Genomic DNA, 22,453 nt, shown 5'->3' with positions numbered 1-22,453 from the left:
GGTCCAACCTCAATTCACGGAATGTAAGGGAGGATCAGATGGTGCAGCTGTGTTCTATCGAGCAAGCGGTCGATGACGTACTGGCGCGGTTGCCGGCGCACATCCACATGGGCCTGCCACTCGGTCTGGGCAAACCCAACCCTTTCGTCAACGCGCTGTTCCAGCGCATCGCGCGACTGCCCGAGCGGCAACTGACGATCTACACCGCCCTGTGCCTGGGCCGTCCGGCCTTGGGTGACGGTTTGCAAAAGCGCTTTCTTGAACCCTTTGTCGAGCGCGTATTTGGCGATTATCCGGAGCTGGATTTCCTCGCCGGGCTACAACGCGACAGCCTGCCGGCCAACGTTCACGTCCATCAATTCTTCATGCAACCGGGCAGCCTGTTGCACAGCGCATCGGCCCAGCAGGACTACGTCAGCAGCAATTACAGCCACGCCGCGCGGGACATCAATGCTGCCGGTTTGAACCTCGTGGCGCAGATGGTGGCCAGTCATTCCGAGCATCCTGACCGCTTGAGCCTGAGCTGCAACCCGGACATCACCCTCGACCTGTTTCCGCTGATCGCCAAGCGCCGTGAAGCAGGGGAGACCATTCTGATCGTCGGCCAGGTACACAACGATTTGCCCTACATGCCCGGCGACGCCGAAATCGGCATCGACACGTTCGATTTTTTGATCGACGAAAAAGACAGCAGCACGCTGTTCTCGACGCCGAACATGCCCGTGGGTTTTCAGGATCACTTCATCGGCCTGCACGCCAGCACGTTGGTGCGCGATGGCGGCACGTTGCAGATCGGCATCGGTTCGATGGGCGACGCGTTGACCGCCGCGTTGCTGGCGCGCCAGGGTGACAACGAGGGTTACAAGGCGCTGCTGGCCGATATCAACCTCAGCCAATGGGCGCAGTTGATCGACCGCGAAGGTGGCGTCGAGCCGTTCGCCAAAGGTCTGTACGGGTGCAGCGAAATGTTCGTCAACGGCTTGCTGGTGCTGGCGGATGCCGGGATTGTGCGGCGCAAGGTCTACCCGGACGTGCCGACGCAGGAACAGGCGAATGCCGGGACCCTCGATGAAGCCGCGCAAACCGACGGCATTTCGGTGCATGGCGGGTTCTTCCTCGGCCCGCGCAGTTTTTACGAGCGCCTGCGCGAGCTGCCGCAAAGCAAACGTCTCGAATTCAACATGACCCGCATCAGCTACATCAACGAGCTGTACGGGCAGGAAGAACTCAAGCGCTTGCAGCGCCTCGATGCGCGTTTTATCAACACCGTGTTCACCATGACCTTGCTCGGTGCCGGCGTCGCCGATCAACTGGAAGACGGGCGCGTGCTCAGCGGCGTCGGCGGCCAATACAATTTCGTCGCCCAGGGCCATGCGCTGGCGGGCGCGCGGTCGATGCTGATTTTGCGCAGCTGGCGCGAGGCGGGCGGTGACGTCAGTTCGAACATCGTCTGGGAGTACGGCCATTGCACGATCCCACGGCACCTGCGGGACATCGTGGTCACTGAATACGGCATCGCCGACTTGCGCGGTAAAACCGATGCGGCGGTGATTGAAGCGTTGCTGAATATCAGCGATTCACGCTTTCAGTCGGGGTTGATCGAGCAGGCGCAGAAGGTCGGCAAGTTGCCGAAAGACTTCCGCCTCGATCCGCGTTTTGCCGACAACACGCCGCAGCGTTTGCAGGCGATTCAGGCGCGGCACCCAAACCTGTTTCCGGAGTATCCGCTGGGCTGTGATTTCACCGCCGAAGAGCGGGATGTGCTGCGGGCGCTGAACTGGCTGAAGAGCAAGTTCAAGCTGACGGAGATTCTGGAGCTGGGCAAGGCTGCGCTGGACGCGCCTGATGCGTCGCAATACCCGGAACACCTGGAGCGGATGCAGCTAAGCAATCCGGACGGGCTGAAAGAGGATTTGTTTCAGCGGCTGCTGCTTACCGGCCTTAAAGCCACTGCGCAATAACGGATCACTCAAAACCACTGTGGGAGCGAGCTTGCTCGCGATGGCGGTGTAACAGTCAACGGTGATGTTGAATGTTATGGCCTCATCGCGAGCAAGCTCGCTCCCACAGGGAATGTGTAGTGTTTCGGATTACTCGATGAAGGTCACGACGCCGCCAGCCAGCGACTGCACGCGCGCCAGCGATTCAACGCGATAACCCTGTGCATCCAGTTCCGCACGGCCACCCTGGAACGACTTCTCGATCACGATCCCCAAACCGGCGACGGTCGCGCCGGCCTGTTTGATGATCGAGATCAGCGCCTGCGACGCCTTACCGTTGGCCAGGAAGTCGTCGATGATCAGCACGCGGTCGCTGCTGGTCAGGTGGCGCGGGGAAATCGCCACGGTGCTTTCGGTCTTCTTGGTGAACGAGTAAACGGTCGCCGACAGCAGGTTTTCAGTCAGGGTCAGGGACTGTTGCTTGCGGGCGAAGATCACCGGTACGCCGAGGTTCAGGCCGGTCATGATTGCCGGGGCAATGCCCGAGGCTTCGATGGTGACGATCTTGGTGATCCCCGAGTCCTTGAACAGCGCGGCGAATTCATCGCCGATCAGCTTCATCAGGGCCGGGTCGATCTGGTGGTTCAAAAAGGCGTCGACCTTCAGGACCTGATCGGAAAGCACGATGCCTTGTTCGCGGATTTTCTGGTGCAGTGCTTCCATGAAGCTTTCCTCTACTGGCGCCGAATGCGCCTAGTTTGTAAAAAATATTTGGTTAAAAAGTAGTCGATTCTAACGCTTTAACATCGCGCGTATATCCGCCAGTGCGGTATTGCCGCGAACGGCTTTGACTTCAACGGGCGTGTCGTCGTTGCCTTCCCAGGCGAGGTCGTCCGGCGGCAGCTCATCGAGGAAGCGGCTGGGCGCGCAGTCGATGATCTCGCCGTATTGCTTGCGCTTGGCGGCGAAGGTGAAGGCCAGCGTTTGACGCGCGCGGGTAATGCCGACGTAGGCCAGGCGGCGTTCTTCTTCGATGGTGTCGGCTTCGATGCTGGAGCGGTGCGGGAGGATTTCCTCTTCCATGCCCATGATGAACACGTAGGGAAATTCCAGGCCCTTGGAGGCGTGCAAGGTCATCATCTGCACGCCTTCGGCGCCGTCTTCCTCTTCCTGCTGACGCTCCAGCATGTCGCGCAAAACCAGTTTGCCGATGGCGTCTTCGACGGTCATCTCGCCTTCTTCGTCTTTCTCCAGCGTGTTCTTCAGCGCCTCGATCAGGAACCAGACGTTGCCCATGCGGTAATCGGCGGCTTTGTCGCTGGAGCTGTTGGTGCGCAGCCAGTTCTCGTAGTCGATGTCCATGACCATGCTGCGCAGCGCCGAGATCGGGTCTTCGCCGGAACACTGCTCGCGGACCTTGTCCATGAAGCGCTTGAAGCGCGACAGGCGATCGGTGAAGCGCGTGTCCAGATGCTCGCCCAAGCCGATTTCGTCGGTGGCGGCGTACATCGAGATTTTGCGTTCGGTGGCGTAGTTGCCGAGCTTTTCCAGCGTGGTCGAACCGATCTCGCGACGCGGCACGTTGATCACCCGCAGGAAGGCGTTGTCGTCGTCCGGGTTCACGATCAGGCGGAAGTAGGCCATCAGGTCTTTCACTTCCTGGCGCCCGAAAAAGCTGTTGCCGCCGGACAGGCGATATGGGATCTGGTGGTGTTGCAGCTTCAGCTCGATCAGCTTGGCCTGATAGTTACCGCGATACAGAATCGCGAAATCGCTGTACGGCCGGTCGGTGCGCAAGTGCAGGGTCAGCAGTTCGACCGCCACGCGCTCGGCTTCGGCGTCCTCGTTGCGGCAGCGGATCACGCGGATCTCGTCGCCGTGGCCCATCTCGCTCCACAACTGTTTTTCGAATTCGTGCGGGTTGTTCGAGATCAGTACGTTGGCGCAGCGCAGGATACGGCTGGTGGAGCGATAGTTTTGCTCCAGCATGACGACTTTCAGCGACGGGTAGTCGTCCTTGAGCAGCATCAGGTTTTCCGGACGCGCGCCGCGCCAGGCGTAGATCGACTGGTCATCGTCGCCGACCACGGTGAACTGGTTGCGCGTGCCGATCAGCAATTTCACCAGCAAATACTGGCTGGCGTTGGTGTCCTGGTATTCGTCCACCAGCAGGTAGCGGACTTTGTTCTGCCACTTTTCGAGGATGTCGGCGTGTTCCTGGAACAGCTTCACCGGCAGCAGGATCAGGTCGTCGAAGTCCACCGCGTTGAACGCCTTGAGCGTGCGCTGGTAGTGGGTGTAGACGATGGCGGCGGTCTGTTCCTTGGGGTTGCGCGCGTTTTCCAGGGCTTGGGCGGGCAGGATCAGGTCGTTTTTCCACGAGCCGATCATGTTCTTGATCTCGTCGACGCCGTCGTCGCCCGCGTATTCCTTTTGCATGATGTCGGTCATCAGGGCTTTGACGTCGGTCTCGTCGAAGATCGAGAAGCCCGGTTTGTAGCCCAGCCGCACGTGTTCCTTGCGGATGATGTTCAGGCCCAGGTTGTGGAAGGTGCACACCGTCAAGCCACGGCCTTCGCCGCCCTTGAGCAGGGTGCCGACCCGTTCCTTCATCTCGCGCGCGGCCTTGTTGGTAAAGGTCATGGCGACGATGTACTGGGCGCGGATGCCGCAGTTCTGGATCAAGTGCGCGATCTTGCGCGTGATCACGCTGGTCTTGCCGGAGCCTGCACCGGCGAGCACCAAAAGAGGGCCGCCGACGTAGCTCACGGCTTCTTGCTGCCGGGGATTGAGTCGGGACATACGAAATCAGGGAGTCATTTGCGAAATGGGCCGGCATTTTAACAGGCTCAGCGAATTGTGCTGCTCTGTCCGACTTGTGACGCACCGCGCTATCTCTAATTGCCGGTTTTGATACTTTCAAGCAGGATGCGCGGGGGATTTGCGTCTAATGTTCGTAATTCCGGATACAAAAGCCACGTTTGATAACTGATGTCATTGGTCATTGGTTACCCGCGCGGCATAATGCCCGCCGCCTACATCATTGCAGAGTCTAGGGAGCTAGCTTGTCTACGCCTGTCGAACCCTTGCGTTTGCTGCTACTGGCCGAAGAGCCGGCGTGGGCAGCGTTGTTGCGCGAGTGTCTGGCTCCGATGGGGAGTTCGGCCGTGCTCATCAGCGCCCCGGGCTGGGAGTCGGTCAGCAGCCTGTTCGATGACAACCGCAGCGCGGTGTTATTGACGATCCCGGCGCTTCAGCCGGCGCCCGGCCGTTGCAACTTGCCGACGGTGTTGCTGCTCGAACACGAGCCGACATCGCCGCCCGACGGTGTGAGCGACTGGCTGGTGCGCGACCTGCTCGACGCCGGCATGCTGCGCCGCTGCCTGCGTCATGTACGTGAACGCGGCGTGCTGGAAAACACCCTGCAACGCCTGGCCGAGCAAGACCCGCTGACCGGCATCGCCAATCGCCAGGGTTTCCAGACCTTGCTCGCCGCACGCCTGGCGGAAAACGACGGCCGTGGCCTGGCCCTCGGACACCTCGACCTCGACAACTTTCGACACGCCAACGACGCCCTCGGTCATCAGGCGGGCGACCGCCTGATTCTGCAAGTGGTCTCGCGGCTGAAAAGCCAGCTGGAAGCCGGCGATCAACTGGCGCGCCTGGGCAGCGATGAATTCGCCTTGCTGATCGACACCCGCCGCGCGCCGCAACGCGCCGAATGGATGGCCGAACGCATCACCGAAGCGCTGGCCGAACCGTACTGGGTTGACGGCGAAAGCCTGTTGATCGGTTCCAGCCTGGGCATTGCCCACGCCCGCGCCCAAGCCGGCGCCGATCCGCTGATGTGGCACGCGCACATCGCCATGCAGCAGGCTAAAAGCACGCAAGGCTGCACCTTTCATATCTTCAACGAACGCATCAACCGCAACGCCCGCAGCATGGCCGACCTCGAAAGCGAGCTGCGCCGGGCCTTGCGCCGCGACGAGCTGGAATTGCATTACCAGCCACGCCTGAACCTTGAGGACGGCCAGATCGTCGGCCTCGAAGCCCTGGTGCGCTGGCGCCATGCCGAACGCGGCTTGCTGCCGCCGAGTGAGTTCGTGCCGCTGGCCGAGCAAAGCGGTTTGATCGTGCCGCTCGGTTACTGGGTCATCTCCCGCGCCTTGCGCGACATGCAGGCACTGCGCGAGCGCGGTTTGCCGGCGCTGCACATGGCGATCAACCTGTCGTTCCGCCAGTTTCAGGACAGCCAATTGTTGTCGACCCTGAGCCGGCTGATTGCCGAGCGCGGCGTCGAGGCGCAATGGCTGGAATTTGAACTGACTGAAACCGCCGTCATGCGCCGCAGCGATCTGGTGAAGCAGACCATGGACGCCCTCGGGCGCCTGGGCGTGCGTTTCTCGCTGGATGACTTCGGCACCGGGTTCTCGTCGTTCGTGCACCTCAACAGCCTGCCGATTGCCTTGCTCAAGGTCGACAAGAGCTTTGTCGGCGGCATGGAAGAGCGCGAAGAGAACCGCAAACTGGTGCACGCCATGATCAACCTGGCGCACAACCTCAACCTCGAAGTGGTCGCCGAGGGCGTCGAAACACCGGAGCAACTGGATCTGTTGCGCGGGTTTGGCTGTGATCAGGTGCAGGGCTATCTGATCAGCAAGCCGCTGCCGTTGGCGGAACTGGTTGAGTATTTGACGTTTGGCAGCAGCCAGCAGCCCGCGCTGGAAGTCGTGAACTAACCACAAACACCTGTGGGAGCGGGCTTGCTCGCGAAGGGTGCCTGACATTCAGCGACGATGTTGACTGTCAAACTGCTTTCGCGAGCAAGCCCGCTCCCACAGGGGATCTCAGTTCCCACTGGGGATCTAAGTTCACAGGGGGATCTCAGTCAGGTTGGGCGACCGGGAAACGCTGTTGCACCGCAGGCTCGCGCCGGATCATCCGCTTCATCTTCCATTCAAACGCCAGCGTCAAACTCACCGCCGCGCACGCCAGGCCCAGCGCCAGGCCCCACCAGACGCCCGTCGGTCCCCAGTGCAGATTGAAAGCCATCACCCACGCCGCCGGTGCGCCGATCAGCCAATAGCAGCCGAGCCCGACCAGAAACGTTGTCTTCGCATCCTTGAGCCCGCGAATGCAGCCCATCGCGATGGTTTGCGTGCCGTCGAACAGCTCGAACCACGCCGCCACCGCCAACAGGCTCACTGCCAGGTCGATGACCGGGCGGAACGCCGGGTCGTTGTGGTCCAGGAACAGGCCGATCAACTGATTCGGCAGCAGCCAGAACACCATCGCAAACCCCAGCATCGACGCCGCGCCGAAGGCGATTCCGACCCGGCCGGCCAGCCGCGCGTCGAGCAATTGCCCGGCGCCATAGTGCTGGCCGATGCGCATGGTGATCGCATACGAAAGCCCCGCCGGAATCATGAACGCCACCGAGACGATTTGCAGGGCGATCTGGTGCGCCGCCAGTTGCGTGCTGCCCATGGTGCCCATGCACAGCGCCGCGAAGGCAAACAGTCCGACTTCCACCGCGTACGTGCCGCCAATCGGCAGGCCAAGGCGCCACAACTCTTTCAGGTACTGCCGGTTGGGCCGCGACAGGCCCTGGCGCAGCGGATACGCGTCGTACGCCGGATGCCGACGGATGTGCAGCGCCAGCGCCACGGCCATCAGGTTGGCGACAATCGCCGTGACCAGGCCGATGCCGACCAGGCCCATCTTCGGCAGGCCGAACATTCCGGTAATCAACGCATAGTTGAGAACGAAGTTGGCCACGGTGCCGCCCAGGCTGATCACCATCACGGGCGTCGCCCGGCCGATGGCGCTGGTGAAGCCGCGCAGGGCCATGAAACTCAGGTAGCCGGGCAGGGCGAACGGCAGGAACGTCAGGAACAGCCCGGCGGCGTGGACGTTGGTTTCGGTCTGGCCAAACAGCAGCAACACCGGTTTGAGGTTCCACAGCAGCAACCCGGCCACCAGTGCCATCAGCCAGGCCAGCCACAACCCGGCCTGGGTCAGCCGCGCGGCGCCGACAATGTCGCCCGCGCCCTGACGAATCGCCACCAAGGTGCCGACCGCCGCGATCACGCCGATGCAGAAAATCGACACGAATGAATAGGTCGCCGCGCCCAGACCGCCGCCGGCCAGCGCCTCGGGACTCAGGCGCGCCATCATCAAGGTGTCGGTGAGGACCATGAGCATGTGCGCCAACTGCGAGGCAATCAACGGCCCCGCCAGCCGCAGGATGGCCCAGAGTTCAATACGCGCTGGATGCTTCATGGTCATCACGCTCGGCTATTCAAGAGTAAGAAACGAAACCCCGGAGGAAACAGGAGAACGCCGATTCTCGGCGCTTCACGAAGATTGCACAAAGGGATAAAAAGGATGGATCGCATGATTAAAACTCATGCAGCGATGTTTCTGATAAGTTTGCCCGACCTCGCTACAGGAGCTTTGCTGATGTCCCGTCGTCTTCCTCCGTTGTATGCCCTGCGCGCATTCGAAGCGGCGGCGCGGCACAGTTCGTTCACCCGCGCCGCAGAAGAGCTGTCGATCACCCAAAGCGCGGTGAGTCGGCACATTCGCACGCTCGAAGATCATTTCGCCTGTCGGCTGTTTCATCGCAGTGGCCGCAACCTGCAATTGACCGAGTCGGCACGGCTGATCCTGCCCGGCATCCGCGAAGGTTTCACCGCCCTCGAACGCGCCTGCAATACCCTGCGCGCCGAAGACGACATCCTGCGCATGAAAGCCCCGTCGACCCTGACCATGCGCTGGCTGCTGGCGCGCCTCAGCCGTTTTCGGCACATGCAACCGGGCAACGAGGTGCAGTTGACCAGCGCCTGGATGGACATCGACACGGTGGACTTCAACCACGAACCGTTCGACTGCGCGGTGATCCTCAGCAACGGCAACTTTCCGCCGGACTGGGAGGCCACGTTACTGTTCCCCGAAGAGCTGATTCCGGTGGGTGCGCCGAACCTGCTGAAGGATCAGCCGTGGGACGTTGCGCGCCTGGCCAGCACTGAGTTGCTGCACCCGACGCCGGACCGCCGCGACTGGCGCATGTGGTTGGCCCGCAGGGGGCTGTCGGATCAGGTGTCGCTCAAGGGCGGGCAGGTGTTCGACACGCTGGAGTTGGGGATGATCGCTGCCGCCCGAGGCTATGGGGTGTCGATGGGCGATTTGCTGATGGTCGCCGAAGATGTCGCGCAGGGACGGTTGAGTCTGCCGTGGCCGACCGCTGTCGCCAGCGGCGAACATTATTACCTCGTCTGGCCGAAAACCCGTCCGGGAGGTGAACGTTTGCGCCGGCTCAGCGATTTCTTGCTGGGAGAGGTCAAGGCCATGGATCTGCCCGCCGTCGAACGCCTGCGCTGAATCGCCAGTGCCGGCGTAATGGCGGCTTGGGCCATATCCCCGTCAATTACTCAAGTATTCAGGTTCGCCGCCGAAAATCTGCAGGTGGAACCTTCGTGCAGGTTTCGACGTTTTCCCCTTATTAGAAATTTTGCCGAGCGAATGACCCGATCAAGGAAGATCAGGTCGCCCGGCCAGGAGCTGTCATGTCTCAACCCCGCGCCCGGATCGCCTCACAGCTTGGTCTTGCGCTCGCCGTGATTTTGGCGATTGTCATCACCGGCAGTACCGTGTTCGCCCTGCGTTCGCTGGACACCGCCAACCTTGCGACCCGCGAAGAGCACCTGGCCAGTGAGGCCCGGCTGCTCGCCGACCAGTTGAGCACCTTCCACGGCACGCTGCGCGAAAGCACCCAGCGCCTGAGCGGTCTGTTCGAGAAGCGCTTCAGCGCCGGTTTGAGCGTGCACCCTGATGAGCCGGTCGCGGTTGCCGGGGTGCAGACCCCGGGCCTGCACCTGGGCAGCGAAGTGTTGAACAACAACTTCAAGGAAGTCGACGAGTTCAAGCAAATGACCGCCGGCGTTGCCACGCTGTTCGTGCGCAGCGGCGAGGACTTCATCCGTGTCAGCACTTCCCTGAGCAAACAGGACGGCAGCCGCGCCATCGGCACCCTGCTGGATCACGCTCATCCAGCGTATGCGCGCTTGATAGCGGGTCAGGGCTATGTCGGCCGCGCGTTGCTCTTCGACCGCTCCTACATGACCCAGTACACGCCTGTGCGCGACAGCAGCGGCAAGGTGATTGCCGTGTTGTTCGTGGGTTTCGATTACACCGACGCGCAGAACGCGCAGTTCGAAAACCTCAAACGCTTCCGCATCGGCCAGACCGGTTCCCTGGCCTTGCTGGACGAGCAAAACAAATGGCTGGTGCCGATTGCGGGTGTACAAGCGCTGGATCAGGCGACTCCAGCCATCGTCGGCTTGGCGAAGACGCCGGGCAAAGGTGAGTTCTGGAGCGACAAGTCGGAAGAATTCTACAGCGTGGCCGTGCCATTCGAGGGTGGGCCGTGGTCGGTGGTGGCGAGCATGCCGCAAGACGAAATCAGCGCCGTGACCTGGAGCGTCGGCATTCAACTGGCCATCGGTAGCCTGCTGGCGATGCTGATCGCCGTCGGTTCGGCGGTCTGGCTGCTGCGTAGCAAACTCGCGCCGCTGGGCGATCTGGTGCGGCAGGCCGAAGCGCTGGGCGCCGGTGATTTGAGCGTGCGCCTGAGCGTGTCGAGCAATGACGAGATCGGTCAGTTGGCCCGCGCCTTCAATCAGATGAGCCAGGCGCTGTCGACCATGGTCGAGCACATCCGCAAGGCGTCGGCCGAGGTCAACAGCCGCGCCCAGGCGTTGTCTGGTCTGTCCGGTGGCGCTTATGAAGGGATGGAGCAGCAATCGGGCGAAATCACCAGCATGGCCGGCGCGGTCGAAGAGTTCAGCGCGACCTCGCTGAACATCGCCGACAACATGGGCAACACTCAACGTCTGGCCCAGGAAAACGCCCAGCAAACGCAGATCGGGCGCACGTCGATGGACGAAGCCTCCTCGTCCCTGGAGCAAATCGCCAGCGCGCTGAACAGCACCGCGACGGTGATCAATACCTTGGGTCAGCGTTCGCAGGAAATCGGTGGCATCGTCGGCGTGATTACCGCGATTGCCGAACAGACCAACCTGCTGGCGCTGAACGCCGCGATCGAAGCGGCGCGTGCCGGTGAACAGGGCCGTGGGTTTGCCGTAGTCGCGGACGAAGTGCGCAACCTGGCGTCGCGTACGCGTCAGGCCACCGATGAAATCTCCGGGATGATCAGCAGCATCCAGCAGGAAACCGGCAACGCGATCAGCACCATGGAACAGGGCAATGTGTTGATGCAGGAAGGCCTGTCGCGCAACGCCAACGTCGCCTCGGCCCTGGCGCGAATTGATGAGCAGAGCCGTTCGGCGGGGCAGCAGTTCGCGGCGATCACCACCGCGACGCAGGAGCAGAGCAGCACCGCGACACTGCTCAGCAGCAACCTGCAGAGCATTGCGATGGCGAACAGTGAACAGCGTGAAGTGGTGTCGAACCTGGCGATCACCGCCAAGGAGCTGGAAGGCCTGGCGGCGGAATTGCGCCAGGAGGTTGACCGGTTTCGTTGAGGCGCCGCTGATATCGCCTTCGCGAGCAAGCCCGCTCCCACCGTTGGATGTGTGACCGACACATCACCTGTGGGAGCGGGCTTGCTCGCGAAGGTATCGGCTCAATCTTCGGACCTGTCTCCAAGCCCCGGATCAACCCGTTTGCCGATGTCCCGCAACCGCGCCAATTGATCCACCATCGACGGCGCTTGATCCAGGCTGCTGACAAACGACCACAAATACGTCATCACCGCATACACATGCCCGGCCTTCACCGCCGGTGAGAGCGCCAGTTGACTGATGGCGATCACAAACAACAGCGCTGCTACCGAACCGACAAACAGATAGGCGAAGGCCTCTCTGTCCGAAAGCCCGATGCGCAGCCGTGACAGCACTCGATAGTGGCGCTGCAAGGTGTCCGCGCCGACTTTCTCGACCAGCCCGATCTCTCTTTCCAGCCGATCATTCAGTCGCTCATGCAATTGCTGATTGCGCCGGGCGAAGCGTGGCAGCAAGGTCATGCACAGCAACAGCGCCGCCAGACAAGCCAGGCCAATCCACGGCTCGATCACCAGCAACATGACCGCCGCGCCGACAATCGACACCATCGCCGTGGCAATGGTCGGCACATGCTTCTCGAAGAAATCGACAAACTCCCTGGCCAGCACCACCCGCGCGGCCGAGGTAGAAGTGCTCTGGTTTTGCAGGCGCTGATTGAGGATCACCGGTACGGCAAGGTCTGCGTAGATCCGCGTAAATGTGCGCGTATCCACGGCCCGCCGTGCGGCGCCAACCACCCAGAATGCGAGCACCACCACCGCATAAAACAGCGCGCTGGTGGCATCGCCGCGGATGATCGAGTCCACGGCAAACCCGGCGAACAATGGGTACGCCAACAACAGCGCGTTCTCCAGTGCTACCAGTGACAACGTCAGAAAGAGCTTTCCGGGATAGGCCTTGGCAATGGCCTTAAGCGTCTGGCTGGCGGATTGCTGTCCGAGTTTTTTGCGTCCATCGATCAGGAAGTTTGGGCTGATGGCTTTCATGGGGTGCACCGAAAGGAAGATAAACGATACGATTGAGCGACTGCTCAATTATCCTTGAGCGATCGCTCAATACGCAAGCGCCGTCTATCTCCCCGGCGCCACGAGGCTATTTCCAAATGTCCCGCACCGACCGCAAAGACCAAATCATCGCTGCCGCCCTCGAGCTATTCCGCAGCAAGGGTTTCGCCGACGTTTCCACCCGTGATCTGGCTGAACACGCCGGGCTCTCACGCAGTCACGTCTATCACTACTTCACGGATTGGAAGGAGTTGCGGCGCGAAGCCTTCGTGCGCTTTGCCAACGAGCAGCTGGAAGTAGCCCGCGCTTTGCTGGCGGGCGCGGAACCCCTCACGGCCTTGCAGGATTTTCTAAAGGATTGCCTGCCGACCTCCGCCGACAATGGCTGGGGGCTGTGGCTGGACGCATGGGACGAAGCGATGCATGACGCCGAATTGGCCGCGGCTTACGGCGTGGTCAACAGGCAATGGCAGGCGCTGTTGGCGCAGATCATCGAGCAAGGTGTCGCAACACAAGTGTTTTGCTGTGCTTCACCCGAACGGGCCGCACGGCAGATTTTTGCGCAAGCCATGGGCTACGCCAATGACCTGTTGTTGCAACCTTCAGCCGAGGCCGCCGAAGCGGCCCTGGATGAAGTCATGGAAGTCGCCGCGTTGTTACTGGGATTTACCCAGGCAGCAGACGATTAATTGCACTTGGCGTTACTCGCCACTTCCTTGCTCGCCAGTTTCAACTGCTTGCCCAATTCCGCCGCATTGCTGCTCGCGTACACCCGGCCACCAGTGTTTTCGGCGATGCAGCGCGACGGCCCGCCGGCGCCGATGCTCACCACGTTGACCCGCAGTCGCGGCTGGTTCTGGGCGATCTGGCGGGACACGGCGCAGACGTCCTTCTGGCAGCCGTCCTCACCGTCGATGAACATCACGATCACCGCATCGTTATTGCGCCCGTCGACGGTGCCTGCCGCGTGGGCCAGGCTGTCGGCCAATGGCGTGCCGTCGTTCGGCATCAGGCCACGAATCCCGTTGATCAAGCGCTGACGGTCGCCGAACTTGAACACTCCCTGGTCCGGCGTGCTGTCGCACCCGGCGAAGGTGATCAGGCGTGTGTCGATCTTCGGGTCCAGCCCGTTGATCATGCCGGCCAGCGAGTCCTTGGCGACATCCATGCGGCTGGGTTTGGCGAAGATCTGCATGGCGCGGTTGGCGTCCAGGTACTTGTTGAGTTCGTTGCCGAAGAACCATTCCTCATCGGCCTTCACCGACTTGATGTTCAAGTCCATCGAGCCCGAGGTGTCGAGCACCACCACGAATTGCGGAATCTCGGCGTTCGGCGCTTTTTTGCGGCAAGCGAAGTTGTCCAGCGTCGGCGCCGGTGGCGGGGCGACCACCACCGGTTTGGGCGGTGGTACCGGTTTAGGTTCCGGCACGGGTTCCGGTTCTGGTTCCGGCACAGGTTCTGGAACAGGTTCTGGAACAGGTTCCGGTTCCACGACAGGCTCGGGCACCGGTTCAACCGGTTTCTCGACCGGCGTCACCACGGGTGCCACCGGTACAACCGGCACGACCGGTTCGCGGTGCAGAAACCACCAATACGCCCACAGCGCCAACAGCAATAACAGCAGCGCGAGCAGGGCCGCCGCGATCCACCAGCCCCGGCGCGACGGCGGCACCACGGGCACGACTGGCGGCACCACCACCGGCGGCACAATCGGTCGCGGCGGGCGCTGGTTCCAGCGCACCGCCAGCGGCTCGCCGTTGAGGCTGTAGAGCTTGTCCAGCTCGGGCGCGCCGAGCAGGCTGCGCAACTCATCGGCGACGGTCGGCTGACCACGTTTTTGCAGTTCGTCCGCCAGTTGTTCGAGGGACTTCTGGCGCACGTCCCAGGTGTCCAGCAATCGTCGTTGCGCGTCTTCGCTCAGCGCGGCAAAAGGCGTGGGTTGGCCACCCAGTTCGGTCCACCATTCCAGCACGTCGCCGCTGCCCATTCGCGGAATGGCGAACAGGCTGGCGACGTTCGGTGGGAAGTGTTTCTGGATGAGGGCGACTTTGGCTTGCAGCGCACTCATCCCCTCCGGTGTGGCTTGCGCATCCCTGATGACCCGCTGCATGACGACGATCCCTGAAAAGAAAAAGTGCAGGCATCCGGGATGCCTGCGGGGTGAAAAGTTACTCTTCGTAACCGAGGCTGAATTGCAGCTGATTGACCTTCTTCTGCAACGCCTTCAGTTGTTCCTGTTTGGCGGCCAGCGTCGCCGGTGAGGCTTTGGTCGCGGGCGTCGCCTGCGAGGCGTTGAGCTGCTGCTCAAGCCCGGCGATCTGCTTCTGGATCTGACCTTCGTTGCCGTGCCGGGCCTTGAGCGAGGACAGCAACTGCCCCAGCGACTGGTTCAACGCCGCCTGGGATTTCTGCTGGCTGGCCAGGTCGGTCTGGGTGCTGAGCTGCTGGGTCTGAATGTTCTCGTACACCTGGCGGAACATCGCGTTTTCCTGACGGGACGCGGTCAGGGCCAGTTCCTTTTGCTTGACCTGATCGCTGTAACCACCGGAGTAGTCGCAGTTCATTTTGGTCAGCATGCTGCTGTCGCGATTGGTCGCATCGCATTCGCCGGGCTTGCTCGCGCAACCGCTCAAAGCCAGGACGGCGGTGAGGACCGCCAGCTGTCGTAGGGTCATGTGCTTAGCCCAGGGTGATCGCGGAGCGCTGCGAATACAGACCGTCGACTTCCTTTTGCAGGGCCGCGACTTTCTCGTTCATTTTCAGGATGCTCACGTCCACTTGCTTGATCTCGGCGCTGGAGCCTTGAGCACGTTCGGCGTCGGCCACTTTGGTGTACTCGGTGACTTTGGTGCGCATGTTGCCGAGGTCTTTACGCAGGCGCGCGATGTTCGAATCGATCTCGGCGATTTCGGCCTGGGCCTTGGTCTTGTCGACTTTCTTGCTGGCGATGTCTTTTTTGATCTGGGCGATGCGCGCCTGATCATCATTGATCACTTGCTGCGCGGTCGCGGTACGGGCGATCACGTTCTGGGTGTCTTGCTCGACGTCGCTGTTCATTTTCGCCAGACGGGTGGTGGTGTCGGAGTATTCGCTGCGACGCTGATCCAGGTAGTAGTTCGCGCCCATGGCCACGCCGCACGCGGTGATACCGGCGGCGATGGCGCACACCGCTTTGTTGCTGCTGTTGGACAGCGCGCAACCGAGGATGCCGACACCGGCGCCGACCGCGCAGGCCTGGTAACCGGATTTGCTGAAGAATTGTGCGTCATTGCCCTGGGTCAGACGCGGGTCGGTGCCGTCGCTGCCGCCGAGCATCGAACTGCCAGTGGTGGCGCAGCCGGTCAGCAGCAAGCTGCCGGTGAGCACGAAAGCGATCTGTAGCTTGAAGCGAGTCCAAAGGCTGCGCGACATGGTGAAACTCCTTGGTGACGGTGTTGGGCGTGTTGTTATCGAGTTGTTATTGGGTGAGCTATTGGGTGACGGTCTTGCAACTGGTCAGCCAGGCCTCAGTGTCGATCTTCTGCTTTTGCAGGAAGGTCTTCTGATTCGCCCAGTGGGTACGCAAGTAGGGTTTGAGGTCTTGCAGTTGCTTGTTGCGACTGATGATTTCTTCCATCACCGGCACCTGCGCTTCAAGCAGCGGCTGGCCGTACAACGTCGCCGATTCCACCAGGCTGCTGGCGTAGTAGCGGCTGAGTTTGTGCAGGCGATCCTTCTGTTCGTCGAGCTTGCCTTTGCGCATGTCGCAACTGGTGTCTTTGTCTGCACTTTCGCAATTGAGCTTGTAGTTCTTTTGCAGGAAATCCACGTACTGGCCATCGTCGAGCATCTTGGTGCACAGGAACGCACCGAGGTTGAGGCTGGCGCGAATCGCCTGATCGCGGGTTTCTTCCTGCTGCTGGTTGCTGGCGCGTAGCTGGTTTTCCAGTGCCTGGAGCTTTTCCTTGAGCGCTTTGTCTTCGACGCCCGAGGCCAGGCTGTTCAGCGATTGCACGGTGTCTTTGTCGGCGGATTCGGTTTCCTTGCTGCCCGTGCCGAGTTTCTTCCAGCTGCTTTCAATGCTGGCGACGCGTTCACGCGACGTCAGGGTCGGCGAGACCATGACCAAGCGCATACCGGTGGTTTTGTTTTTCACCTGGCCTTCGGCGTTGTAGTACGGCTGTTCCTTGCGCAACGCGGTGCGCAGGTCAGCCTGCGCCGTCAGGTAGTTACCGCCACGCACCACGTAGCCGCCGGCCTGGCCGTGCTGGCGGTCGAGTTTGTTCAGGCGAAACGGCTCGAACATCATCTCGTCGACGTTGCCGAGCATGTCGTGCAGACCCAGCGGATTGGGTTTTTGCAGGCCCGACAGCTGCAATTTGCCGTTGGACGATTGCGCCCCGGCAAACCACTCGTAGGCGTTGATGCCGTCAGGCATCGGGTAGGTCGTATCGCGAAATTCCGCCGCGCCGACTTCCAGGCCACCGCGCGCGGCGAACTCCCACTCGACTTCGGTCGGCAAGCGCAGAAAGCCCAGCGCGCCATCTTCCTTGGGCAGTTTGTCGGCGGCGTTCTTACGCAGCCACAGGTTGTACTTGTCCGCCGCGTCGACGGCTTGCACCCAGCTCACGGACACTTGCGGCATGCGCATCTTGGTCGCGGCGGTGGGGCAGGTTTCTTCGGTCAGCGCCGCGTATTGCAGCTGACTCATCTCGTACTTGGCCATCAGGTAGTAGCGGGATTTGTCGTTCTTGGCGCCGGTGAAACTGCCGGCGATAAACGTTGGCCGGGTCTGTTCGACGTAGCCGTATTCCGCGCCGTCCTGACCGATGTTGATCGGGTAATCGTCGAGCGGTCCGGCCAGCGGGATGAACACCTTGCGAAACACCATCGAGCCTTCGCACGGCATCGGCAGCACGACGTCGCTGGCCTCGGGCATCGGGTTGTAATACTTCTCTTCCCATCCCGCCGCCGAGGCGTCGAGCACGTAGCCCAGGCTCAGGGGCAACAGCCAGCCAAAACGTTTATAGCTCACGCAGACTCTCCGCAGGTTGGATGCTGATGGCTCGCACGGCGCCGATCACGGCCACCAGTGCAGCGACCAGAAAGGTCAGGAGCAGGGCGGCGAGGCCATGCCAAAAAGTGATGTGGCAAACGAACGTGCCGGTGGCCTGGCTGCCGCCGAGCAAGGCATCGAAGACCTGGCTGCCAACCGCATAAAAACCCAGCCCGCCGAGGTAACCGGCCAGGCTCAGCAGCAGCGCTTGCAACACCACGAACCCGGCGACCGCCGTGCGCTTGAAACCCAGCAGGCGCAGGACCGCGAGGCTTTTGCGCTTGCGGTCGATGTTGGCCAGGAACGCGCCGACCATCGACGCCACGCAGCCGATCAGCGCGGCGAGGGCGATCACGCCGAAGATCAGCCCCAGCACATGGTTGATGGCTTTGACGTTGTCGATGTCGGCCAGTCGGCTCGACGTTTCGATGTGTTGTTCGTTGAGCCAGCGCTCCAGCGGCGCGACTTGATCGATGTCTTTCGCATAAACCCGGGCGCGGGCATACAGCGGCTGCAAATTGCCCTGCGGCTTGCCGGTGGCAATGCCGAATGCGCTGACCTGATAACCATCGCGAAAACGCTCCAGGTCCAGCAGCAGCGGTGGCGCGACAAACCCGGCGGCACGGCCGAAACGTGCGCCATCGAGCACCGCCAGCACGGTCAAGGTCAGTTCGCCACGCTCATTCACGCCGTCCAGCCGGCGCAGCACCCGCAGTTGCACACGGTCGCCGGCCTTGGCCTGCAAGCGTTGCGCGGCGCGGGCGCTGAGAATTACCTGATGGCCCACGGGATTGAGTTGCGGCAGGTTCAGCTGCGGATCGCCGGGTTCGGTGGCGATGATTTCCGCACCTTCGACAAAGCGTTGCAGGCCGATCAGCAAGTCGGCCTGAGTGTTCAGCGAACGGGCCTGGCCCAGTGCAAAACCGGTCTCGGGACGCAGCCGCAGGCGCTCGATCCAGGCGCTGTCGTAGTTGCCATTACTGAGCATCTTCACTTCAAGATTGCGCGGGTCGCGCAGCAGTTCGTCCTGCAACTGGCTGACCACCCCGTGCTTGAGGCCGAACAGCAGCAACAACGGTGCAATCACCGCCACCAGCGAGGCGGCAATGCACAGCGACACCTTGCGGTCGTGCCAGAGGTCTTGCAGTGCCAGCGTTCCCAGCAGGCGCAAGCGGTCAATCCATCGGTTCAAACAGTGTCTCTCCCTGACGGCTGATAGCGCCGAGTCGCGGCAAGCCGAAATCCTTCAACAAGGCCCAGTCATGGGACACAACCAGTGCACTGAGGCCCATGCTCGACACCAGGCTCAGCAGCAACTCGAACAAACGCCGGGCGCTGTGCGGGTCGAGCGCGGCGGTCGGTTCGTCGGCCAACAGCAACAACGGTTCATGCGCAATCGCACGCACACAGGCCACGCGCTGGCGTTCGCCAATCGACAGCGCCTGCGGTTGTTTATCGAGCAAGCCTTGCAGGCGCAGCACTTCCACCGCGTGGTCGATGTGATCACTGTTGACCGGCATGCCAAGCAAGCGGCGCGGCAGGCTGATGTTGTCGCGCACACTCAAAAACGGCAGCAAGCCGCCGCTCTGCAAAATGAACCCCAGGTCCCGCGAACGTACGGCGGCGAGGGCCGGCTGGTCGTCGGTGGCCAGCAGGTGCGCGATGTCCTGGGACGGCGTCACGCCCAGGCGAAAGCGCTCAAGCTCGACCGGCGCCAGCAACAGGCCGATGGCTTCGAGCAGGGTGCTTTTACCGCTGCCGCTTTCACCGGTGATGGCGAGGATTTCCCCGGCACCGACCTGCAAGTGCGGCAGGCGCACATGGTGGGCCAGCGCGCCTTCACCACGGCGCACCAGCAGGTTCTTGATATCGAGCATGGGTGTCTCGTCAGGGCATCATTTCCAGTGGCACGGGGTAAACGTTATCCCGTGCATCGCTGTCCTTGGCTAAAGCCACCCAACGGTCGACGTCAGCGTTGTAACGCTGGTAATGCCGCAGTTTGGTGTTGAGCGTGCGGATGAATTTCTCCTGCGCCAGGCCATCCCAGCTCTTCCAGGTTTCTTCATCCAGGTTCAGCACTTCGCTCTGGTATGGCAGGTCTTCGAGGTACTCGCCGAGCACGCCCATGTCCGCCAGTTTGGCGTTGCTGTTCTGCTTCAACTGATTGGGATCGGCGCCCATGGTTGCGGCCACTGAACGCAGGCGATCAAACATCTCCGTCGGCGAGATCAGGCCTTCGTTAGCGGCGTCGAGAATCTGCTTCATCACGTCGCTCAAGTCGCTGAGTTGCGACTTGGTCAGCAGCACTCGCACATCGGTGGTCGGGATGTTTTGCTTGATCAGGTCGCGGTCGCTGATCCACGCCTTGAATACCGGCGGTGCCTTGCTGTTGGTCTTCTCGCCCAGATACGCCAGTTGCATGGCGTGGCCGATCAGCGCCGCGTCTTCGAGCATTTTCTTCTCGGCCGGGTCCTGCTTGGCGTTCGCCGCACTGCCGATGGCGTCTTCACCCATGTAGGCGGCTTTCACCTGCGAGGTGATCGCGGTCGCCAGTGCGTCGACCTTGCGCCCGAACTCCTGAACATCACCCGCGTTGACCGGGTAATACAGCGAGGTGTTGGTGCCTGGGTAAGTCGACAGATTGCGGTATTGCGCCTCGGCCTTGGCGTGATCCTTGACCCCGGCCGGGGTTTTCAGGTGCAGCGTGTAAATCGCCACGCCGGGGTTGGCCGCTTCGAGGCGAACCTGGGAAGCACTCAAACCGGTCTGCGACAGCTTGTCATCACCTTCGATGGCGCCGGCGTCGGTGATCAGCACCACGTAGCGTGCGCCGAACTGGCTCCAGTCGATCTTGTCGATGCTGTGCATCACACCGGCGAAGGAATCTTCGTCGTAACTGCTGCTCGAGACCTTGGCCTGCTTGAGGTCGGCAACCTTGGCGAGGAAGTCGGAGCTGTCCTTCACCTGCGTCGGGTCGGCGTACATTTTGGTGGTGTATTCCAGGCCCGGCACCGCTTGAGTGCTGGAGCGGAACGCCACCAGGCCGAACTTGACCTGCTTGCCGAGGTTCTGCGATTCGATCTGTTGATAGACCTTGCGAATCGCCTCGCGGGTGCGGTCGATGTACGGGTCCATGGAAATCGTCGAGTCGATGACAAACACCACCGCCGCGCTGAATTCCTTCAGCTGGCTGGCCGCTTTGTCCTCGGCTTCCTTGCCACCGGCCGCGCCGCTTGCAGCGCCACCCTTGGGGTCTTTGTCATCGGGCTTGCTGACCGAGGCGACGTTGAGCAGCCGCGTGCGGAAACCGCCCTCGGTCATCACTTCTTCGCCGCTGAGCACGGGCAACAGGTAGAACTGCTTTTGCAGGTCGACGAAGTATTCAGGCTCTTCGGCGAGTACGCCCGGCGCGGGCTGGCCCTTTTTCAGCGTGGCGCGCAGCGGCGCGACTTTGCTCACCGGGTCCGGCGCGTCGAGGATGCCTTCGACGGTGGTGCGCTCCTTGAAAAACAGCAACCGGTCGCGGTTGGCCGGGTTGGTGAACGCCAGCGTCAGTTGCATTTTCCAATCGGTGGTGCAACTGGCGGGCAGCCAGCCGATGGTTTTGCCGTAGCTGTCGGGGCCGACTTTCAGCCACTCGGCATTCGCCGCCTGGGCACGTTCGTAAACGTAGAAACGGCTGAATACCGGTTGTGCATCGCCGGCCGCGCCGCCCGCCGTCGGGCTGATCTTGCAGCCCGGCGTGGTCAGCACGCGCTGGAACAAAGTCTTTTTCCCGGCCTGAACCAGCGGTTTGTCATCGGCCTGGGCCAGCGGGCTGATGCACAGCGCCAGCAACGCGGCGCCGCTCAACAGGAAACGACTCGCGGGCGAACGCATCACTTCTGCAACTCCTCGAAACGCTGCTTGGCTTCGGCGTTGTTCGGGTCCTGGGTCAGGATCGTTTCGTACCAGTAGGCGGCGGTGGCGTTGTCCGCCACCGGGAAGCACTCGCTGGCCTTCAGGTATTTCGGGTCGTATTCGCGGGCGTAGGCGTTGGCGATCAACGCGTCACCGGCCTGGGCGCGGTTGGCGTACAGACGCTGGGCGATGCCGCAGTGTTTGCCAGCCTTGGCTTCGTTGATGATCTCCAGCAACTTGGCGCTGTCCGGCGCGGCCTTGATGCAGGTCTGGACGAAGGTCAGCTCGGGCACGCTGTTCATGCTTTCAAGGGTGCAGGCCTCGGCATTGGCATTGGCCGGTGCAGCCGCCGCGATGGCCGGGACCGGCGCCGGGGTGCGTTTGTAGAACCAGAATCCGGCACCCGCTGCCAGCAACAACAGCACCACAATCAACAGGCCGATCAGGCCTTTGTTGCTCTTCTTCACTGGCGCCGGAGGCGGGATATGGACAGGTTCGGCTGGCGCCGGGGCAACTTCCGGCTCGGGCGTTGGCAGGACCAGTTCCGGCAGCTCTGGAATCTGCGGTTCCGGCGCGGTTGGCGCGGTCAGTTCCGCGCCGCCGTACGTCGAGCGTGTCTGGCCGCCCGCCGTGGACGGCAGCAGCCCGACGCCAGGGCGGACTACGCCCTTGTCGGCGTGGTTCAGGCTCTGTTCGCGCAGTTCGATCTGGAATTGCGAGCTGGCGCCGCCCTCCAGCAGCGGGTCGACCACTTCCGGGCCGACCTGGGCTTCGAGGGCTTCACCGCTGGCAGCGACATTGAAGCGCGAGACCTTGAACCAGAACGGATTGTTGCTCCAGGCCTGTCGGTCCTGGAGGTAAAAACCGTCCTGGTTACGCTGAATGGAAAACTCCAGCTGTTCTTCGCCACCCTGCCATTTCTTGACGGTGAGGCAGGCCCGGCCAGGCACATTGGGCTCTAAGGCGAGCAGATCGACACGAATTGGCATG

The 22,453-nt window shown here is 61.9% G+C and carries 17 protein-coding genes; 5 read left to right on the top strand and 12 right to left on the bottom strand.

What is annotated here, in order from left to right; translation table 11 throughout:
• The first annotated feature begins 38 nt into the window (after window positions 1-38).
• Window positions 39-1,961: an acetyl-CoA hydrolase/transferase C-terminal domain-containing protein gene (locus tag ACQKP4_RS05905; RefSeq protein ID WP_427631288.1), complete on the top strand. Its 1,923-nt coding sequence runs from the start codon at window positions 39-41 to the stop codon at window positions 1,959-1,961.
• A 129-nt stretch (window positions 1,962-2,090) separates the two neighbouring features.
• On the opposite strand, the gene ACQKP4_RS05900 is transcribed toward ACQKP4_RS05905, so the two are convergent.
• Both ACQKP4_RS05900 and rep read right to left on the bottom strand, forming a co-directional pair.
• A complete protein-coding gene (locus ACQKP4_RS05900; RefSeq protein WP_027926370.1) occupies window positions 2,091-2,663 on the bottom strand; it encodes a xanthine phosphoribosyltransferase in 573 nt (190 codons plus the stop codon).
• Window positions 2,664-2,732: 69 nt separating this feature from the next.
• Window positions 2,733-4,742, bottom strand: a complete 2,010-nt coding sequence (gene rep, locus ACQKP4_RS05895) for a DNA helicase Rep (protein ID WP_427631286.1) — start codon at window positions 4,740-4,742, stop codon at window positions 2,733-2,735.
• 263 nt (window positions 4,743-5,005) lie between these two features.
• Between rep and ACQKP4_RS05890 the strand changes: the two genes are divergently transcribed.
• Window positions 5,006-6,679 carry a putative bifunctional diguanylate cyclase/phosphodiesterase gene (locus ACQKP4_RS05890; protein ID WP_427631284.1) on the top strand — a complete coding sequence of 558 codons (1,674 nt, stop codon included), beginning with the start codon at window positions 5,006-5,008 and terminating at the stop codon, window positions 6,677-6,679.
• 145 nt (window positions 6,680-6,824) lie between these two features.
• Here ACQKP4_RS05890 and ACQKP4_RS05885 read toward each other — a convergent pair whose 3' ends face one another.
• Window positions 6,825-8,222, bottom strand: coding sequence for a NorM family multidrug efflux MATE transporter (locus ACQKP4_RS05885; RefSeq protein ID WP_427631282.1), 1,398 nt, complete (start codon window positions 8,220-8,222; stop codon window positions 6,825-6,827).
• 180 nt (window positions 8,223-8,402) lie between these two features.
• Here ACQKP4_RS05885 and ACQKP4_RS05880 point away from each other — a divergent pair, with 180 nt between their 5' ends.
• Both ACQKP4_RS05880 and ACQKP4_RS05875 read left to right on the top strand, forming a co-directional pair.
• Window positions 8,403-9,323 carry a LysR substrate-binding domain-containing protein gene (locus ACQKP4_RS05880; RefSeq protein ID WP_427631280.1) on the top strand — a complete coding sequence of 307 codons (921 nt, stop codon included), beginning with the start codon at window positions 8,403-8,405 and terminating at the stop codon, window positions 9,321-9,323.
• A 185-nt stretch (window positions 9,324-9,508) separates the two neighbouring features.
• Window positions 9,509-11,485: a Cache 3/Cache 2 fusion domain-containing protein gene (locus tag ACQKP4_RS05875; protein WP_427631278.1), complete on the top strand. Its 1,977-nt coding sequence runs from the start codon at window positions 9,509-9,511 to the stop codon at window positions 11,483-11,485.
• Window positions 11,486-11,586: 101 nt separating this feature from the next.
• Here ACQKP4_RS05875 and ACQKP4_RS05870 read toward each other — a convergent pair whose 3' ends face one another.
• Window positions 11,587-12,510 (bottom strand): ABC transporter six-transmembrane domain-containing protein, encoded by a 924-nt coding sequence (locus ACQKP4_RS05870; protein ID WP_427631276.1) that lies wholly within the window; start codon window positions 12,508-12,510, stop codon window positions 11,587-11,589.
• Between the two features lie 116 nt (window positions 12,511-12,626).
• Between ACQKP4_RS05870 and ACQKP4_RS05865 the strand changes: the two genes are divergently transcribed.
• Window positions 12,627-13,217 carry a TetR/AcrR family transcriptional regulator gene (locus ACQKP4_RS05865; RefSeq protein ID WP_427631274.1) on the top strand — a complete coding sequence of 197 codons (591 nt, stop codon included), beginning with the start codon at window positions 12,627-12,629 and terminating at the stop codon, window positions 13,215-13,217.
• Here the strand turns inward: ACQKP4_RS05865 and ACQKP4_RS05860 are convergent.
• The 8 genes from ACQKP4_RS05860 to ACQKP4_RS05825 are packed head-to-tail and all read right to left on the bottom strand — an operon-like array spanning window position 13,214 to window position 22,452.
• Entirely contained in the window at window positions 13,214-14,638 is a 1,425-nt protein-coding gene (locus tag ACQKP4_RS05860) for a vWA domain-containing protein (RefSeq protein ID WP_427631272.1), read from the bottom strand. The genes ACQKP4_RS05865 and ACQKP4_RS05860 overlap by 4 nt on opposite strands.
• Window positions 14,639-14,696: 58 nt before the next feature.
• A complete protein-coding gene (locus tag ACQKP4_RS05855; RefSeq protein WP_427631270.1) occupies window positions 14,697-15,203 on the bottom strand; it encodes a hypothetical protein in 507 nt (168 codons plus the stop codon).
• Between the two features lie 4 nt (window positions 15,204-15,207).
• Entirely contained in the window at window positions 15,208-15,939 is a 732-nt protein-coding gene (locus tag ACQKP4_RS05850; protein ID WP_427631268.1) for a hypothetical protein, read from the bottom strand.
• A gap of 58 nt (window positions 15,940-15,997) precedes the next feature.
• Window positions 15,998-17,542, bottom strand: coding sequence for an SUMF1/EgtB/PvdO family nonheme iron enzyme (locus tag ACQKP4_RS05845; protein WP_427631266.1), 1,545 nt, complete (start codon window positions 17,540-17,542; stop codon window positions 15,998-16,000).
• Window positions 17,532-18,755: an ABC transporter permease gene (locus ACQKP4_RS05840; RefSeq protein WP_427631264.1), complete on the bottom strand. Its 1,224-nt coding sequence runs from the start codon at window positions 18,753-18,755 to the stop codon at window positions 17,532-17,534. Before ACQKP4_RS05840 ends, ACQKP4_RS05845 begins: the two co-directional genes overlap by 11 nt.
• Complete coding sequence (locus ACQKP4_RS05835; protein ID WP_427631262.1) at window positions 18,739-19,440, bottom strand: ABC transporter ATP-binding protein; 702 nt, start codon at window positions 19,438-19,440, stop codon at window positions 18,739-18,741. Before ACQKP4_RS05835 ends, ACQKP4_RS05840 begins: the two co-directional genes overlap by 17 nt.
• Before the next feature lie 10 nt (window positions 19,441-19,450).
• Window positions 19,451-21,442 carry a vWA domain-containing protein gene (locus ACQKP4_RS05830; protein ID WP_427631368.1) on the bottom strand — a complete coding sequence of 664 codons (1,992 nt, stop codon included), beginning with the start codon at window positions 21,440-21,442 and terminating at the stop codon, window positions 19,451-19,453.
• Complete coding sequence (locus ACQKP4_RS05825) at window positions 21,442-22,452, bottom strand: hypothetical protein (protein ID WP_427631260.1); 1,011 nt, start codon at window positions 22,450-22,452, stop codon at window positions 21,442-21,444. Before ACQKP4_RS05825 ends, ACQKP4_RS05830 begins: the two co-directional genes overlap by 1 nt.
• Between the last annotated feature and the right edge of the window lies 1 nt (window position 22,453).

It is taken from the genome of Pseudomonas sp. NPDC086278, assembly GCF_050280905.1.
Lineage (GTDB): Bacteria > Pseudomonadota > Gammaproteobacteria > Pseudomonadales > Pseudomonadaceae > Aquipseudomonas.
This window is presented reverse-complemented; position numbering and strand designations above follow the sequence as displayed.